The sequence below is a fragment of the Clostridium sp. AF27-5AA genome (genome assembly GCF_003478415.1).
GTDB lineage: Bacteria > Bacillota > Clostridia > Lachnospirales > Lachnospiraceae > Otoolea > Otoolea fessa.
This window is the reverse complement of record NZ_QUFH01000007.1, coordinates 147972-164712: the sequence shown is the minus strand read 5'-3', so window position 1 is coordinate 164712 and position 16741 is coordinate 147972. Positions and strand designations below refer to the sequence as shown.

Below are 16741 nucleotides of genomic sequence, written 5' to 3'. Positions count from 1 at the left end.
AAATTTAAAGAAAAATGGTACTGGGCATAACACCCAGCACCAAGTTTGTCTACAGTCTGGAATTTCCACTCATCGAGTGGAAATTTTGCTTAATATGATAGAGATATTTTCCAGAAATCCGGATTTCATTATATTGGAAGATGATGCAGTTCTCACACCGCTTCTGATAGATGATGAAATATCTAGTTTGTCGGCAATCCTTTTAAATGAAGCGTATTATGAATTGCTAAAAACTGGACAAAAGATGGTTGATGGCATTCCGGTATTAAGTCCGACTTGCCTGATACCATTTAAGGCGAAAGCGTGGCAGGATTTAAAAGAACGCAAGTTAAATGGAGATCAGGTTGACAGCAAAAATATAAAGAAACATAAAAACGATGTGTTCCGATTAGCACTGTTAATCACAGACAATGGGCTACACCCTCAGCGCAAGAAGTATTGAGAATTTGCTGGCAGTCGGCTATAATGAGATCGAGAACATATGCGTGCAGAGGGGCGATGAATAGTCATCGACTGTGTGCATAAATATGATTAATTTTGGGGGTTTTATGGGAGCTGAAAGCAAAACGAGGATGACAGAGGGAAGTATCTCTAAGAAGATTATTTTATTTGCCATACCATTGTTTCTGGGGAATCTGTTTCAGCAGCTGTATAATACAGCGGATTCCCTGATTGTAGGTAATTATCTTGGCAGCAATGCGCTGGCAGCAGTCAGTTCGTCGGGAAACCTGATTTTTCTGATGGTAGGTTTTATTAACGGTATTGCCATGGGAGCCGGTGTGGTAATTGCCAGGTACTATGGGGCGAAAAACAAGGATTATCTCCAGCGGGCGATTCATACAACCACAGCCTTCGGTCTGGTGGCCGGAATCACACTGACGGCTGCGGGAATGTATCTGGCACCGAAGATTCTGGTACTGATGGGAACACCGGCAGATGTACTCCCGGAATCGATTGTATATTTTCAAACCTATTTTGCAGGTTCTCTGGGTGTAGTCATGTACAATATTTTCGTGGGAATCCTGCAGTCGGTGGGGGACGGCCGCCATCCGCTGATCTATCTGATTATTTCCTCCTGTGTGAATGTGGTGCTGGATATCTTTTTTATCGCAGGACTTGGCATGGGAGTGGGATCGGCAGCCCTGGCAACGGCTATATCCCAGTTTGTCAGCGCGATTCTCTGTATGGTGCATCTGATACGGGTGAAGGAAGATTACCGGCTGGAGCTTAGGAAGATTCGTTTTGACAGACATATGCTGAGGCAGATTATTCAGAATGGTGTACCTTCCGGTTTCCAGAACTCAGTCATTGCCATAGCAAACGTGTTTGTACAGTCCAACATCAATGCATTCGGTAAAATGGCCATGGCAGGCTGCGGAGCTTATTCTAAGGTAGAAGGTTTTGCCTTCCTGCCGGTGACCTGCTTTACTATGGCGATAACTACCTTTGTGGGACAGAATCTTGGGGCAAAGCAGTATGACAGAGCAAAGAAAGGTGCGAAGTTCGGTATCCTCTGCTCCATCTCCATTGCAGAACTGATTGGTATCACCATATATACGGCGGCACCGGTGCTGATTGCAGCATTCAACCGTGATCCGGATGTGATACATTATGGGGTGATGCAGGCCAGAACCATTGCGTTGTTTTATTGTTTATTGGCATTTACTCACTGTATCGCGGCTGTACTCCGGGGTTCCGGCAATGCTGCCGTGCCCATGATCGTTCTGCTCTGTGTATGGTGTCTGTTCCGTGTCAGCTACATCACACTGGCAGTGCGTCTGATTCCGGATATCCGGGTCATATTCTGGGCATACCCACTGACCTGGAGCATCAGCTCCGTGATTTTCCTGTTTTTGTTTTTAAGGGGAAATTGGGTGCATGGATTTGAGAAAAAAGTGACAGGGAGGTAACCAGATTAATGAATTATGCAGAATGTTTAGAACTGGCAAGAGGAAAAATGGGAAATTACTGCAAGGCCTGTCCGGAATGCAACGGAAGAGCCTGCAAGAATCAGATGCCGGGTCCGGGAGCCAAAGGAATCGGAGATACGGCGATTCGGAATTATGACAAATGGAAGGAAATCCGTGTCCAGATGGATACACTGGTGGAGAAACGTCCCATCGATACCTCTCTTTCGTTGTTTGGAAAGAATTTTCAGTATCCGTTTTTTGCAGGTCCGGTGGGAGCCGTGAATATGCATTACGGCGATTCACTGAATGATGTTTCTTACAATGATATATTAGTTTCTTCCTGTGCAGAGTTTGGAATTGCTGCTTTTACAGGAGACGGAATGGACAGCAATGTGATGGTGGCAGCCACGGAAGCCATCAAGAAGGCAGGGGGACAGGGAATTCCTACAGTGAAGCCATGGAATGTGGAGATGATTCGTGAAAAGATGGCGCTTGTCAAGGATGCAGGTGCTTTCGCGGCTGCCATGGATATCGATGCGGCTGGCCTTCCGTTTTTGAAAAATTTCAACCCGCCGGCCGGAAGTAAATCAGTGGAGGAGCTTCGTGAGATCGTGAAGGCAGCAGGAGTACCTTTTATTGTAAAGGGTATTATGACGGTAAAAGGTGCTTTGAAGGCTAAAGAGGCCGGTGCAGCAGCTATCGTGGTATCTAACCATGGAGGAAGAGTCCTGGATCAGTGCCCGGCAACTGCAGAAGTTCTGGAGGAAATAGCAAAGGCAGTGGACGGTTCCATGAAAATCTTCGTGGATGGCGGAATCCGTTCCGGCACCGATGTATTTAAAGCATTGGCACTGGGGGCAGATGCGGTTATCATAGCCAGACCTTTTGTCACAGCTGTCTATGGCGGAGGCCGAGAAGGGGTCGAAGCTTATATCCAGAAGATTGGAAGTGAGCTTGCAGATACCATGGCTATGTGCGGCGTATCTTCCCTTGCTGAAATTACCCGTGATTGTGTGAGAGTGTAAAAAAGTAAACTATCAAATATAGCAAAAATTAGTAGAAAGGATGAGTGATATGCGTTTTAATCGTGTATTTGTAATCGTACTGGATTCCCTTGGAATCGGTCCCATGGCGGATTCGGCCAGATTTGACGATGCCGGTGCTGATACGCTGGGACACATCTCAGAAACAGTGGAACATCTGGATATTCCGAATCTGCAGAGATTGGGGCTTGCCAATCTCAAGCCCCTTAAGCAGGTAAAGCCGACAGAACATCCGGAAGGATATTTCATGGCGATGAATGAGGCGAGCAATGGTAAAGATACCATGACCGGTCATTGGGAGATGATGGGCATCCGGACGGATAAGCCATTTATCACATTTACAGAACATGGCTTTCCAAAGGAACTGATTGACGAACTGGAAAAGCGCTGCGGCAGAAAGATAATCGGCAATAAGGCAGCCAGCGGAACGGAGATTCTGGAGGAGCTGGGTGAACAGGAAGTGAATGAAGGAAAGCTGATTGTCTATACATCAGCGGATTCTGTGCTTCAGATCTGTGGCAATGAGGAAACCATGGGACTTGAGACCTTGTATCATTACTGTGAGATTGCCAGAGAACTGACTATGCGGGATGAGTGGAGAGTTGGCCGTGTTATCGCAAGACCCTATGTGGGCAAAAAGCGCGGCGAATTCAAACGGACAAGTAACCGCCATGATTATGCTTTGAAACCCACCGGACCGACGGCGCTGAATGCCCTGAAGGATGCCGGATATGATGTGATTTCCGTTGGAAAGATTAACGATATCTTTGTGGGAGAAGGGATAACAGAAAGCAATCATTCCGACAGCAGTGTACATGGCATGCAGCAGACCATCGATATCGCAAAGCGGGATTTCAAGGGACTTTGCTTTACCAATCTGGTAGATTTTGATGCGTTATGGGGACATCGCAGAAATCCGGTGGGATATGGGGAAGAGATCGAAAAATTTGATAAAAAGCTGGGAGAGCTTCTGCCGCTGCTCCGTGAGGACGATCTGCTGATTCTGACGGCGGATCATGGAAATGATCCAACCTACAAGGGAACGGATCATACGAGAGAGCAGGTCCCGTTTATTGCGTATTCACCATCGGATACGGAAAGTGGGAAGCTTGATACCAGTGACACCTTTGCCGTTATCGGCGCGACCATTGCGGATAATTTCGGTGTCAGAATGCCGGAGGGGACCATCGGAACTTCTATTCTGGATCAGATAAAATAAATGACATTGGACTTGAAGTTAAAAACAGAAAGGCGGCGATTATATGGTTGATTATTCGGAAGGAACGGGAAAACAGTACCACACAGGAATCGGCCCGGAGGATATCGGCGGATATGTCATCATGCCGGGGGACCCCAAGCGATGCAAGAAGATAGCAGAACATTTTGAGAATCCGGTGTTAGTTGCGGATAATCGTGAATATACCACATATACGGGAACCATCGATGGGGTAAAAGTCAGTGTGACGTCAACCGGCATCGGTGGTCCGTCAGCGGCTATCGCTATCGAGGAGTTATCCAAGTGCGGAGCCCACACTTTTCTGCGTGTGGGCACCTGTGGCGGTATGCAGGAGGATGTACTGGGCGGAGATATCGTAGTTGCAAGCGGAGCTATCCGCATGGAAGGAACCAGCAGAGAGTACGCTCCCATTGAGTACCCGGCTGTTCCCCATGTGGATGTTATGAATGCCATGATCCGTGCAGCGAAGAATCTGAAGTTCCGCTGTCATGCGGGCGTTGTACAGTCGAAGGATTCCTTCTTTGGTCAGCATGAGCCGGAGGTGATGCCGGTCAGCTACGAGCTTGAAAATAAGTGGCAGGCGTGGCTTCGGATGGGATGCCTGGCATCGGAGATGGAGTCAGCAGCACTGTTTATCGCAGGCAGCTTCCTTCGGGTGCGTGTAGGTGCCTGCTTCCTGGTTCTGGCTAATCAGGAGCGGGCGAAAAAAGGCCTGTCCAATGAACAGGCCCATGATACAGAGGCAGCAATCCGGACAGCGGTGGAAGCCATCCGTATCTTGATTCAGGAGGATGCGAAGAATGAATAATGAGAGGATAGAAACACTCATCGAGGAAGCATTCGCAGCACGGAAAATGGCCTATACACCCTATTCTCATTTTCAGGTGGGGGCGGCTCTGCTGACTGAAAAAGGCGGGATTTACCGTGGCTGCAATATTGAAAATGCGGCCTATACACCGACAAACTGCGCGGAACGCACTGCCTTTTTTAAGGCAGTCAGTGAGGGTGAACGCAGCTTCACAGCGATTGCAGTTGTGGGAGGCCCGGAAGGAGCTTCGGAATTTGACTGGTGTGCGCCCTGTGGCGTGTGTCGTCAGGTGATGAAGGAATTCTGCCATGAGGATGCGTTTCAGATCATTCTGGCACGTTCGGTGAAGGAATATAAGGTCTATACACTGGCGGAGCTTCTACCGATGGGATTCGGACCGGATAATTTGCAGTAGGAACGCCGATTGCCTCATAAAGCTGGTATGCAGGTGTCAAAGACCCGCGCACTGTAATCTTACAGTTTCATTAATATAACTTAATATATTGGAACACCTTTTGACATTGCAAAAAAAACAGGGTACACTGTATGACAGGCGGGGATGGATTCACCATTTCCGCCTGTATTCAGAAGAAAAAGCGGACGCAGGTCCGATGAAAAATAGAAAAAGTGTGGGGAGTTTGGACGGATGGCTCAGAAAGAGTGGAAACGGGAAGAAATGAAACAGAATCAGGGAAGAACAGAGCAGAACCAGAGAAAAAAGGTTCAGAAAAAGACAGGGTATAGGGCAGTGCTGGCGGCTTCGATGTTTTTGATTGCTGCTTCGGCAGCCCTGTCAGCGTGCAAAAAATCACCGGCGGCTGAGACAACAGCGCAGACACAGGCGGCAGAGGAAACGGAGGGCGCGGTCAGCACGGCGCTCGGAGCGGCGGATCGGGTGCTGGAGGAGAATGGCATGCTGTACCTCAAATACCGCACGGAGATCCGTTCCCTTTCGAAGGAGACAGGCGAGATGAAGACGCTCTGCCAGTTTGACACAGGAGATGAAAACAGCACCTTCTGGGTCTACGGAGGCGGGCTGTATTTTGACCGGATACAGGCGGAGAGTGGCAGCACACAGGGCACGGAGCTTTATGGGCTGTATAGGCTGGATTTGGAGAGCGGTGTGGAAGAGCATTTAGCGGATCTGACGGATCAGCCGTCGGTGCTCTATGCGTCAAAGAACCGCCTGTATGTCAAGGGTTACAATATGAATGTCATTTATACGCTCGATGAGAATGGCAAAACAGCGGGAGAGCTGTCACCGTCAGACACGATCTACGGGGAGATTCCGGAAGGCTGCAGCGAGCTGTTTAATGGGATTCTTCCATATTATACGGAACAGTTTGGGTATATGCCAGTGCAGAATGAAACCTGCCTGGTGATTGCGGATGCGGACGGCAGCCATCCGAGGGAGATTTCGGATATTACGAATACATCGTCGGTGCTGTTTGCGAAGGACGCATTCTTTGCCCTGCTTCGGGATGGCAATGGAAATACGCAGTGTTACCGCTATGAGGTCTCCGATCCGGAGAAACGGACGCTTTTATATGAGACGGCGGAAAATATCAGCCTGGTGCAGTATCAGGACGGATATTTGTATCTGATGGAAAATCAGGCATCCCAGACCAGCACGGGAGAGTTTTTGTTTAAGCGGATTGCGGCGGATGCGGAGGCAGATGCAGCGGCAAATGCCGCCGAGGCGCAGAATGCGCTTTTTACGGTCGAGGAAGAGCCGGGCATGACGAATGATTTTTCTATGTATGGTAATTTTTATGTGACGGGAAATCAGGCATACTGCCAGCAGTTTAAGGATTACGGCGTTTATCTGGGCGAAAAAACGCTGGATGATGCGGCAGGCGGGGAAGCGACGCTGTTAGAGCCAGTTCTGTTCCAGTCTCCGATCCGGGAGCTGGGGCATGTCGAGGCGCAGTCGGAGACGTTAAAGAGTGCGGATGGAAGCCGGGAGCTTGGAAGTGTGTACGCGGAGCGGCTGGTATTTGACGGCGAGGGCGATGCGGTCGAGGCGATGAACCAGACGATGCAGGAGCTGCAGGCATCGGTTCTGTCGGCGGCGCGGACGGATTCCATGAATCTGGACACGGAGATGAGCATAGATACGGCGGAATCGGACGGATCGGAGGAAGAGACACTTCCGCAGGAGGCGGATGCAGCGCAGCCGGTCTATTCGATGGCGCTTACGATCGACGGAGATGACGCGATTACGTATCTGGATGATCATTATGTCTGCGTCCGTGCGGATGGATACGAATATACGGGCGGCGCACACGGAACGCCGTTCCGCCAGTATTTTGTCTTTGACCGGGAAACGGGGGCACGCCTGTCGTTGAGTGATGTGGTCGAGAATCCGGTGGAGGAGCTGCAGGCGAAGGTTGGTGCGGCATTCCGGGAGCTGGCGGAAAAGACAAATTTTGCCTTTGAATCACCGGAGGATCTGGAACATACGGTGGCAGACGGCATCAGCTACGAATCGCCGTTTTATCTGAGCGAGACGGGCGTGGTTTTCTATTATGCGCCGTATGAGATTGCATCGTATGCGGAAGGATTTCCGGAGGTAACAATTCCGTACAGCGAGTTGGAAATGCGGATTGAACTTAGCAAGTAGGAATTTTCTGAACTGCAACAAATGCGGATTGCGCTTAAGTAGAGATCTTGAAGTTGAGAAAAAAATCGCTTATAATACTCCATAGAAAAATAGTGTCGAACGAATCTGAAAGAATGGCACAGGATGAGGAGGAAGCAGCATGAAGACAGTTGTTAAGGAAAATGCGAACGGCGGCAAAGGACAGGTAGTTGTAAAATACATTCTGGATGACAATGAGTTAAATGCAAAATGTAAGATGTTTGCCGAGGTAACGATCGCACCGGGATGTTCCCTGGGCTATCATGAGCACCACGGCGAGAGCGAGACGTATTATATCATCAAGGGACAGGGCGAGTACGATGACAATGGAACGAAACGTCCGGTTACCGTCGGCGATAAGACCTTCACGCCGGATGGCTGTGGTCATGGCATTGCCAATACCGGAGATGAAGATCTGGTCTTTATGGCATTGATCCAGCTGGATTAAGAGCGAAGAACAAAACAGAAAAAGGTAACGGTTCACAGTAACGAAAAAAGGCGCTGGCACGGGAAGTGGTTCGATGTGTCGGCGCTTTTTGCCATATATGTCCGGAAAATGCCTATATGTGTAAGCGGAAAAATTGGAAATCAAAAAATAGTGGATCAAAGAAAGAAAAAGGAGGTGTGCCTGCGTGAAACTATTTCATCTTTCTGATCTGCATATCGGGAAAATGTTAAATGGCTATAGCCTGCGCGAGAGCCAGAAGAATGCGTTTTTGCAGATACTTAAATATGCGGAGGAAGAGAAGCCGGATGCGATTCTGATATGCGGGGATATTTATGATAAATCGGTCCCGGCGGGGGAAGCGTATACGCTTTTTGACTGGTTTCTGACCGAGCTATCCGGGCGCTGTCCGGGGACGGAGATCCTGATCATTGCGGGAAATCACGATTCACCGGAGCGGCTGGCGTATGGCGCATCGTTTCTGGCACGCCACCGGATCCATATCGCGGCGCTGCCGCCGGCAGATCGGACGGAGTATTTAAAGCAGGTCACACTTACAGATGAGTGGGGACCGGTTCATTTTTATCTGGTACCGTTTATCCGTCCGGGTCATGTGCGCCATTTGTTTGACACCAATGGTTATACCGATGCATTCCAGAAACTCCTGGCGCGGGAGACGATCCGGAAGCAGGAGCGCAATGTGGTTCTGGCGCACCAGTTTTTTGTCTGGAACGGTCAGAATCCGGAAACCTGCGATTCGGAGACGGCGGTGCTGACCTCCGGAGGATTGGATGCGATCGATGCGTCGGTGCTGGAACCGTTTGAATATGCGGCGTTAGGGCATATCCACGGGGCACAGAAGGTAGGGCAGGAGCGGTTTCGCTATTGTGGGACGCCGTACAAATATTCGATCAGTGAAGAACACCATCAGAAGGGGATCACGGTGGTGGAACTGGGAGAAAAAGGAAGTGAGCCGCAGATCCGCCGTCTGCCGATTCTCTGCCATCCCGATGTAAAGCGCGTGCGGGGGACACTGGAAGAACTCAAGCTGCTTTCAGATACGATGGAAAAGATGCCGGATGGAAGCGGACGCGCGGACGCGTATGTGAGCGTGGTCCTGACGGACGAAAAAGAAATGTACGATTTCCGGGAACGCCTGGAGGAGCTATTTGCGCATATTTTGGAGATCCGGGTGGACAATGAGAGAACGCGGAAACGACTGGAGGAAGAACCGGAGGAAAAAGGGGCGGTGACGCCGTTTCAGGCATTTGCCTCTTTTTATGAGGCGGTGCGCCACTGCCCGATGACAGAGGAACAGGAGACGATTCTGGCGCGCATGGTGGAAGAGGCAGAGGAGGAGGAACGCGTATGAAACCGAAGCTGCTTACAATGTCGGCGTTTGGCTCTTATGGGGGCGTGACGCAGATTGATTTCGAACGGGCGGGGACGGGATTGTTCCTGATCACGGGCGATACGGGGGCAGGCAAAACGACGATCTTTGACGCGATCTCGTTTGCGCTCTACGGGGCGGCGAGCGGCGCCGGGAGAGAGGGCGCGATGCTTCGCAGCCAGTATGCACCGGAGGACGCGGAGACCTGGGTGGAACTGACGTTTGAGGATAAGGGGCAGGATTATACGATCCGCCGCAGTCCGGCATACACGCGCCTCAGCAAGCGGAAAAATAAGGACGGCGCATACACGGCGACGAGTGTGGCGCCGAAAGCGTCTCTGCTTTTGCCGGATGGAAGTGAGATGTCCGGCCGGATCCGTGAGATCGATGAGAAGATCCGGGCGATCGTGGGCGTGGATCGCGATCAGTTTTCGCAGATCACGATGATCGCGCAGGGCGAATACATCCGTCTGCTCCATGCATCCTCCAAAGAAAGAAAAGAAATATTTTCGCGTATTTTCCATACCGGGATCTACGGTAGAATCCAGCAGAAGCTGCGGGAGGCAGATCGGACGCTGTATGGAAGGCTGGAGGATAACAAGACCCGGTGCGAGGAAGTCATCCGGCAGGTGACGGTTCCCAGGACGGAGGAGGCGGTAGCTCCGGAGTGGGAAGAAAGATGGCAGTCTTTGAAAGAGCGGTACCGGACAAATGGAGCGGAACTGCTTGCATTTCTGCATCAGTTGTCGGAGGAAAGCCGGAGGCTCGAGGAAGAGACGGGGAGACTGGAAGAGAATGCAATCCAGAAGCTTGCCGCCGGACAGAACCATCTGGAGCTTGTGAAAAAGGAAAAACGGGTACTGGAAGAAAAGAGCCGTTTGGAAGCATTTGGACGGGAGATGGAGGCTAGGCGCCGGGAAGCTGCCGCAGCCTATGAGAGCCGGAAACCGGAGCTGGAGGATCAGATCCGGCGGATGCAGGATGCGCTTCCGCTCTATGCGGAGCAGGAGAAAAAACGGCAGGCATATGAAACTTTGGAACATCAGCGGATGGCTCTGACCCAAAACCTGAAAAAAATGCAGAATCAGTTGGAAACATGCCGTACACAGGAAGAAATACTTCGAAACCAGGAGCGGGAGGCGGTAGAGGCGCGCGCTGCCCTGGCAGAATGCCGGGGACGGCGGGAGCAGATGGAACGGCGCCAGGCGGTTTTGCAGGAGTTAGGGAAATGCTGTGAAGCGGAGCGGACATGGAGAAAGTCACTGGAAAAACGCCAGGAAAAATTTCAGGCAGCCGCGCGGGCGTACCAGCAGTCAGATCAGTTGTATCAGGACGCGTCCTGCCGCTTTCTGGCGATGCAGGCGGGGCTTCTGGCGGCAGAGCTGCAGGAAGGAAAACCGTGCCCGGTCTGCGGCTCGCTGGAACACCCGGCTCCCTGCCGTCTGGAGACAGAGCCGATCCGGGAGGAACAGGTGGAAGCGCTGCGTGCCGGACGGGATGATGCCGATCAGAAGCAGAGGACAGCCGCTGAGGCATGCCAGGAGGCGCAGATCTCTCTGGAACATGAGAGCAGACGGCGGATAGAGATCCAGGGAAAACTGTACGGCCAAAATCAGGACAGCCCGGCAGCCCAGCCGGATGTGGATGCTCTGGAGAAGGAGCTACGGCAGATGGCACAGGAAATCCGGCGATGCAGGCAGGCGGAAACCACTTATACTGACCGGATTGCCATGGAAGAAACGATCCGGCAGAAACGGGAGGCGAACGGAGCCGGACAGAAGAAGCTGGAAGCTGCGCTGGAGCTTAAAAGAAGTGAGGTGCAGCAGGCGGCGATCGAGAGCCAGACGAGACGTAATGAGCTGGAGGAACTCTCGAAGCGGCTGGAGTGGAAAGACAGCCGGACACTCCGGGTGGAGCTTGAGAAGCGCAGCCGGGAGCTGGAAACACTTGCAGAGGCGGTGACAGCGGCTGATAAGAAAGCACAGGAGTGCCGGGAAAAATGCCGGGAGCTGGAGGGAAGCTTATCTTCGCTCCGGGAACATATGGAAGCAGATTCGGAAACAGATCCGGAAGGAAAAATCCAGCAGGCGATCCGGCATTGGGAAGAGAAAAAAACGCGCTGGTCGCGGCTTCACCGGGAACATATGTCGGTGCGGACGCGCAACGAGGATGCATATGCGGCACTTCGGGTGTATCTGCAGGAACGGGAGCAGCTTGACCGGGAAAAACAGCAGATCAGCGAGCTTTACCAGACGGCGGACGGAAAACTGAGCGGCGCGGCGCGGATCGATTTCCAGACGTATGTACAGCGCCAGTATTTCCGCCAGATGATACAGGCAGCTAACCGCCGCCTGCGCCGGATGACGAAAGGAACCTTTGAACTTCAATGCCGCGGTCTGGCCGATCTGGGAAAACAGGGAGAAGTGGGACTTGACCTGGATGTCTACAGTTTTGTGACTGACCGGGTCCGGGACGTCAAAACGCTGTCCGGTGGAGAATCCTTTCTGGCGGCGCTTGCGATGGCGCTCGGCATGGCGGATGTCATCCAGAATGCGGCAGGCAGCGTGAAGGTGGATGCGATGTTCATTGATGAGGGATTTGGTTCCCTGGATGAGGAATCACGAACGCGGGCGGTTCAGGTGCTGCAGGAGCTGTCCGGAGGAAGACGCCTGATCGGCATCATTTCCCACGTGACGGAGCTGAAAGAGGAGATGGGACACAAGCTGGTGGTAAAAAAAGGAAATGGTGGAAGCCAGGTGCATTGGGAGATAGAAGATTAGTAGGACGGCGCAGAGCCGTTGTGTGACGAAAGAAAAGAGGCTATTTACATATGACAATCGTAATTCCAGGGATGGTGACGATATCACTCTTATCTCTGTTTTACTGCAGTATGCTGCCGGAGACGGGGCGGAAGGCGAGAATGCAGGCATTTGAGCGGCAATACATCGCCCACCGGGGATTTCATGACAACCGGAGCGAATGTCCGGAAAATTCGCTCCCGGCGTTTGAGCGCGCGATCCAGATGGGATATGGGATCGAGCTGGATGTACAGCTGACAAAAGACGGGGTTCCGGTCGTATTTCACGACTGGGATCTGAAGCGGGCGGCGGGCGTTGACCGGAAGATACGCGACTGTACCTTTGAAGAGCTGCAAAGCTATCGTTTGTTTGGTTCATCTCAGACGATACCAGCCTTTGAGACAGTGCTTGAGCTGGCGGATGGACGCACACCGCTTATCATCGAGCTGAAAGCGGAGATTGTCCACCGGGAGCTGTGCGAGAAATGCGCGGTGCTTTTAGACCGTTATCCGGGTGAGTACTGCATCGAATCGTTCAGTCCGCTGGCACTCGGCTGGTTTAAGCGCCATCGTCCAAATGTTTTGCGCGGACAGCTTGCGACCAATCACCGCGGCGAGGGATTGAAAACGCCGGTCATTGTGCGGGAGATGCTTACATACTGTATGCTGAACGGATTTTGCAGACCGGATTTCATTGCGTACAACTGCCAGTTCAGCAACACGCTTCCGGTGGAAATGCTGCGTTATTTCTACAAATGTAAGATGGCGGCGTGGACGATTAAAAACCAGGGCGAATTAAACAGGCACCGGAAACAGTTTGATGTTTTTATTTTTGACAGTTTCGAGCCGGATCAATTCGTAAATTTCAACAAAAAACATCCTAAAAGATAGTGAGAAAGTCCTAAATTATGCTGGAAAAGTTGATTTTCTATGAAAATCTGCTATAATGGCTAAGACAATTTAATAATGAGAGATTATTACGAATTCGAGAGGACAAAGATATGAAAAAGAAACAGCTTCTTTCAGGCGTAATGGCACTTTTGCTATCTGCTTCACTCTGTGCATGCGGAGGCAGCAAGACAGCAGAAGGCACCTCAGAAGCAGCTGGCGAGTCCAGCGAAGCAGAGACCAGTAATACTCTTTCAGAAGGAACACCAGTACCAGGCGGCAGCGTTGTGTATGGCATGACGCAGGACCTGGCTAGTCTTGACCCCCATGTAGATACGGACGCAGGAACTAGAGACGTGGTTTTCAATTTGTACGAAGGGCTTGTAAAGCCTACTTCCGATGGCGGATTTATTCCGGCTGTTGCCAGCGATTACATCATTTCCGATGATGCAAAGACTTACACTTTCACATTGAGAGATGGCATCACATTCCATGACGGCACACCGGTTACCATCGAAGATGTCAAATATTCCATCGATCGTTATGCGGAGATTCAGGGCGAATCCTCCGCTTTTTCTTCGCTTGTAGATAGTGTAGAGGTGCAGGATGACAAGACACTGGTTGTAAACCTGAAAGAAAGTTATTCAGAGTTTCTTCCGATGATGACGATTGCCATCATTCCGCAGTCCAACGAGGACCCGGCAGGCAATCCGATCGGTACCGGCCCATTCAAATATGTTTCCTACACACCGGGACAGAACCTGGAGCTGGAAAAATATGACGGCTACTGGCAGGAGGGCGTTCCGAGCCTGGACAGCGTGGAATTTAAATTTATTGCCGATGTGGACACCGCATTTGTAGAGCTGCAGGCAGGCACCATCGACATTCTGAAATATTTAACCTCCGCACAGGCGGAGACACTGGGCGATGATTACAACATCGTACAGGGAAGCATGAACCTCGTCCATGCGATGTACTTAAACAGCGCTTACGAGCCGCTTTCCAAGACAGAGGTGCGTCAGGCACTCTGCTATGCGGTAGACCGCGATGCGATCAACAACTTTATTTTCGGCGGAAAGAGCCATATCATCGGCTCCCATATGATTCCGGCAATGTCGAAATACTATGAGCCGGAAGCAGAGACTGTATACAGCTACGATCCAGAGAAGGCAAAAGAGCTTCTGGCAGATGCCGGATACGCAGATGGCTTTGATCTGGAAATCACCGTTCCGAGCTCATACAGCCAGCACGTAGACAGCGCGCAGATCATCGCGGATGAGCTGTCCCAGGTCGGCATCAACGTGACCTTAAATCAGGTTGAGTGGAGCACCTGGCTGCAGGATGTATACAAGGGAGGCAACTTCCAGGCGACCGTCATCGGTTTTGACGGAACGCTGGCACCGAGCGACTGGCTCAAGAAATATGTGACAGACGATGCGAAGAACTTCATGCATTACTCCAACACTGAGTACGACGATGTATTTAATACAGCATACACAACCGTTGATGACGATGTAAAAGTAGAAAACTACAAGAAGGCGCAGATGATCCTGGCAGAGGATGCGGCAGCCGTTTACATCGAAGATCCGGCGAACCTCGTAGCAGTCAGCAAGAAGTTTGGCGGCTACACCTTCTACCCGACGGCAGCAGAGGATATGTCCCTGTTATATCAGGTAGAGCAGTAAAATATACAGTTACAATCCAGCAAATTCCTGCTGCTACCACGTTTTCTCACGGCACTTTCGGTTCCAAAAGTGCCTGACCGTGAACAGTAACCAGGAAATAACAACAGAATAAGAAGCGGTAAACGCAGGAGGGAATTATGAAATTCTTTATAAAAAAACTGATAACTCTCATTATCACATTGTTGGTCATATCCTTCCTGACGTTTACCGCTTTTTCTGTGATTCCGGGCGATGCGGCACTTTCCAGGCTGGGAAAGGACGCGACGGAAGAGCAGTTAGAGCGGGCGCGGGATGAGATGGGATTAAATGATCCACTTCTGGAGCGGTATGGAAGATGGGTGACCGATGCGATGCAGGGGGATTTCGGGGAGTCCTACCGGTATGAGGGAACCTCAGTCCGCTCCCTTCTGGCACAGCGGCTTCCGGTCACGGTGCTTCTGGCAGTCATTTCCCTGCTCATCATCACGGTGATTTCAGTTCCACTCGGAATCCTGAGTGCCCGGTTTGCCGGGAAATGGGTCGATACGCTGACGAACTGCCTGACGCAGATTCTGATGGCGGTGCCGTCATTCTTTCTCGGCATGATCCTGACCTACGTGTTTGGACTGATTCTTCATATGTTCCAGCCGGGTAAATTTATCGAACCGTCGGAAAATTTCGGAAAGTCGGCACAGTACCTTTTATTTCCGGCGCTCGCGGTGGCGCTGCCGAAGATTGCGATGGTGGTGAAATTCCTGCGAAGCTCGATTCTGACCGAGATGAACCGGGAATACGTGCGGACTGCCTACAGCCGCGGCAATACGGAAACGGCGGTATTGTACGGGCATGTGCTGAAAAATGCGATGATTCCGGTTGTGACGTTCTTTGCGATGGTAATCGCGGAGATCCTTGCCGGCAGCATCGTGGCGGAGCAGGTGTTCAGCGTGCCGGGAATCGGAAGACTTCTGATCAGCTCGATCTCCAACCGCGATTATCCGGTTGTGCAGGCGATCGTGCTGTATATCACATCGGTGGTCGTACTTATCAATTTTGCGGTTGATATGATTTATCAGGTTTTGGATCCGAGAGTCCGGACGGCGGAAGAATAGAGGGAAGACGAATGAAACGAAAGAATTATAATCTGATGATAGGGGGCGCGATCACGCTGTTCTTTCTGGCAGTTGCCCTGATCGGACAGTTCTGGACGCCGTATGGGACGACGACGATGGACTCCATGTCAGTCAATCTGGCGCCGTGTGCAGCACACCCGCTGGGAACGGATAACTTCGGGCGCGATATTTTGAGCCGTGTGATGGCGGGAAGCGGCAGCACCTTTTTTGTGGCAGTCTGCACGGTTCTGATCGGGTGTGTGTTTGGCACGATCGTCGGTGCGCTGACCGGCTATTTCGGCGGCTTTTTCGATAACCTGATCATGCGTTTCAATGATATCCTTTTATCGTTTCCGAGCATTCTTCTGGCGCTTATCTTCATCAGCCTGACGAAGCCGGGAAGCTACAACATCATTCTGGCGCTGGGAATCCTTTTTATCCCGAGTTTTGCCCGGATCGTCCGCAGTGAGGTGATCCGGTGCCGGGAACTGGATTTTGTCAAGAGTGCGCGGATCCTTGGCGCAGGGCATATCCGGATTATTTTTGCCCATATTCTGCCGAATGCGGCGGTCAGCCTTTTGACGGCGGCGGCGATCGGATTTAACAATGCGGTGCTGGCGGAGGCGAGTATGAGTTATCTGGGACTGGGAATCCAGCCGCCGGAGCCGAGTCTCGGGAGAATGCTTTACGAAGCGCAGTCGTACCTGTTCAATGCGCCGTGGTACGCGATCGGACCGGGCGTGACGATCATCCTGATTATTCTGGGATTCAGCATGGTGAGCGAGGGGCTGCGCTCGATGCAGCAGTAA

13 protein-coding genes and 1 pseudogene are annotated in these 16741 nt (G+C 51.4%); all 14 read left to right on the top strand.

Annotated elements, in window-relative coordinates:
• Positions 1-442 (top strand): annotated as a pseudogene (locus tag DWY89_RS09100) (hypothetical protein); the annotation flags it as partial.
• Positions 443-548: 106 nt separating this feature from the next.
• On the top strand, positions 549-1910 hold the full coding sequence (locus DWY89_RS09095) for an MATE family efflux transporter (RefSeq protein ID WP_118524611.1): 1362 nt from the start codon (positions 549-551) through the stop codon (positions 1908-1910).
• A gap of 8 nt (positions 1911-1918) precedes the next feature.
• Positions 1919-2935, top strand: coding sequence for an alpha-hydroxy-acid oxidizing protein (locus DWY89_RS09090; RefSeq protein WP_118524610.1), 1017 nt, complete (start codon positions 1919-1921; stop codon positions 2933-2935).
• Positions 2936-2984: 49 nt separating this feature from the next.
• Positions 2985-4172, top strand: a complete 1188-nt coding sequence (locus tag DWY89_RS09085; RefSeq protein WP_333491418.1) for a phosphopentomutase — start codon at positions 2985-2987, stop codon at positions 4170-4172.
• Positions 4173-4215: 43 nt separating this feature from the next.
• The gene (gene udp, locus DWY89_RS09080; protein WP_118524608.1) at positions 4216-4998 is read left to right on the top strand and encodes a uridine phosphorylase; all 783 of its coding nucleotides are present in this window, start codon (positions 4216-4218) and stop codon (positions 4996-4998) included.
• A complete protein-coding gene (gene cdd / locus DWY89_RS09075) occupies positions 4991-5413 on the top strand; it encodes a cytidine deaminase (protein WP_118293287.1) in 423 nt (140 codons plus the stop codon). Before udp ends, cdd begins: the two co-directional genes overlap by 8 nt.
• A gap of 231 nt (positions 5414-5644) precedes the next feature.
• Positions 5645-7621: an RsiV family protein gene (locus DWY89_RS09070; protein WP_118524607.1), complete on the top strand. Its 1977-nt coding sequence runs from the start codon at positions 5645-5647 to the stop codon at positions 7619-7621.
• 139 nt (positions 7622-7760) lie between these two features.
• A complete protein-coding gene (locus DWY89_RS09065) occupies positions 7761-8087 on the top strand; it encodes a cupin domain-containing protein (protein WP_107000176.1) in 327 nt (108 codons plus the stop codon).
• Positions 8088-8271: 184 nt separating this feature from the next.
• On the top strand, positions 8272-9456 hold the full coding sequence (locus DWY89_RS09060; RefSeq protein WP_118524606.1) for an exonuclease SbcCD subunit D: 1185 nt from the start codon (positions 8272-8274) through the stop codon (positions 9454-9456).
• Positions 9453-12254, top strand: coding sequence for an SMC family ATPase (locus tag DWY89_RS09055; protein ID WP_118524605.1), 2802 nt, complete (start codon positions 9453-9455; stop codon positions 12252-12254). Before DWY89_RS09060 ends, DWY89_RS09055 begins: the two co-directional genes overlap by 4 nt.
• A gap of 50 nt (positions 12255-12304) precedes the next feature.
• Entirely contained in the window at positions 12305-13162 is an 858-nt protein-coding gene (locus DWY89_RS09050) for a glycerophosphodiester phosphodiesterase family protein (RefSeq protein ID WP_118524604.1), read from the top strand.
• A gap of 110 nt (positions 13163-13272) precedes the next feature.
• On the top strand, positions 13273-14844 hold the full coding sequence (locus DWY89_RS09045) for an ABC transporter substrate-binding protein (RefSeq protein WP_118524603.1): 1572 nt from the start codon (positions 13273-13275) through the stop codon (positions 14842-14844).
• 137 nt (positions 14845-14981) lie between these two features.
• The gene (locus tag DWY89_RS09040; protein WP_022359791.1) at positions 14982-15932 is read left to right on the top strand and encodes an ABC transporter permease; all 951 of its coding nucleotides are present in this window, start codon (positions 14982-14984) and stop codon (positions 15930-15932) included.
• Positions 15933-15943: 11 nt separating this feature from the next.
• A complete protein-coding gene (locus tag DWY89_RS09035) occupies positions 15944-16741 on the top strand; it encodes an ABC transporter permease (RefSeq protein WP_118524602.1) in 798 nt (265 codons plus the stop codon).

Bases quoted from the DNA above. Each gene is read 5' to 3' on its own strand.
- DWY89_RS09085 (WP_333491418.1), top strand. From the start codon at position 2,985: ATGCGTTTTAATCGTGTATTTGTAATCGTACTGGATTCCCTTGGAATC.
- DWY89_RS09045 (WP_118524603.1), top strand. From the start codon at position 13,273: ATGAAAAAGAAACAGCTTCTTTCAGGCGTAATGGCACTTTTGCTATCT.
- cdd (WP_118293287.1), top strand. From the start codon at position 4,991: ATGAATAATGAGAGGATAGAAACACTCATCGAGGAAGCATTCGCAGCA.
- DWY89_RS09095 (WP_118524611.1), top strand. From the start codon at position 549: ATGGGAGCTGAAAGCAAAACGAGGATGACAGAGGGAAGTATCTCTAAG.
- DWY89_RS09050 (WP_118524604.1), top strand. From the start codon at position 12,305: ATGACAATCGTAATTCCAGGGATGGTGACGATATCACTCTTATCTCTG.
- DWY89_RS09035 (WP_118524602.1), top strand. From the start codon at position 15,944: ATGAAACGAAAGAATTATAATCTGATGATAGGGGGCGCGATCACGCTG.
- DWY89_RS09090 (WP_118524610.1), top strand. From the start codon at position 1,919: ATGAATTATGCAGAATGTTTAGAACTGGCAAGAGGAAAAATGGGAAAT.
- DWY89_RS09070 (WP_118524607.1), top strand. From the start codon at position 5,645: ATGGCTCAGAAAGAGTGGAAACGGGAAGAAATGAAACAGAATCAGGGA.
- udp (WP_118524608.1), top strand. From the start codon at position 4,216: ATGGTTGATTATTCGGAAGGAACGGGAAAACAGTACCACACAGGAATC.
- DWY89_RS09065 (WP_107000176.1), top strand. From the start codon at position 7,761: ATGAAGACAGTTGTTAAGGAAAATGCGAACGGCGGCAAAGGACAGGTA.
- DWY89_RS09055 (WP_118524605.1), top strand. From the start codon at position 9,453: ATGAAACCGAAGCTGCTTACAATGTCGGCGTTTGGCTCTTATGGGGGC.
- DWY89_RS09040 (WP_022359791.1), top strand. From the start codon at position 14,982: ATGAAATTCTTTATAAAAAAACTGATAACTCTCATTATCACATTGTTG.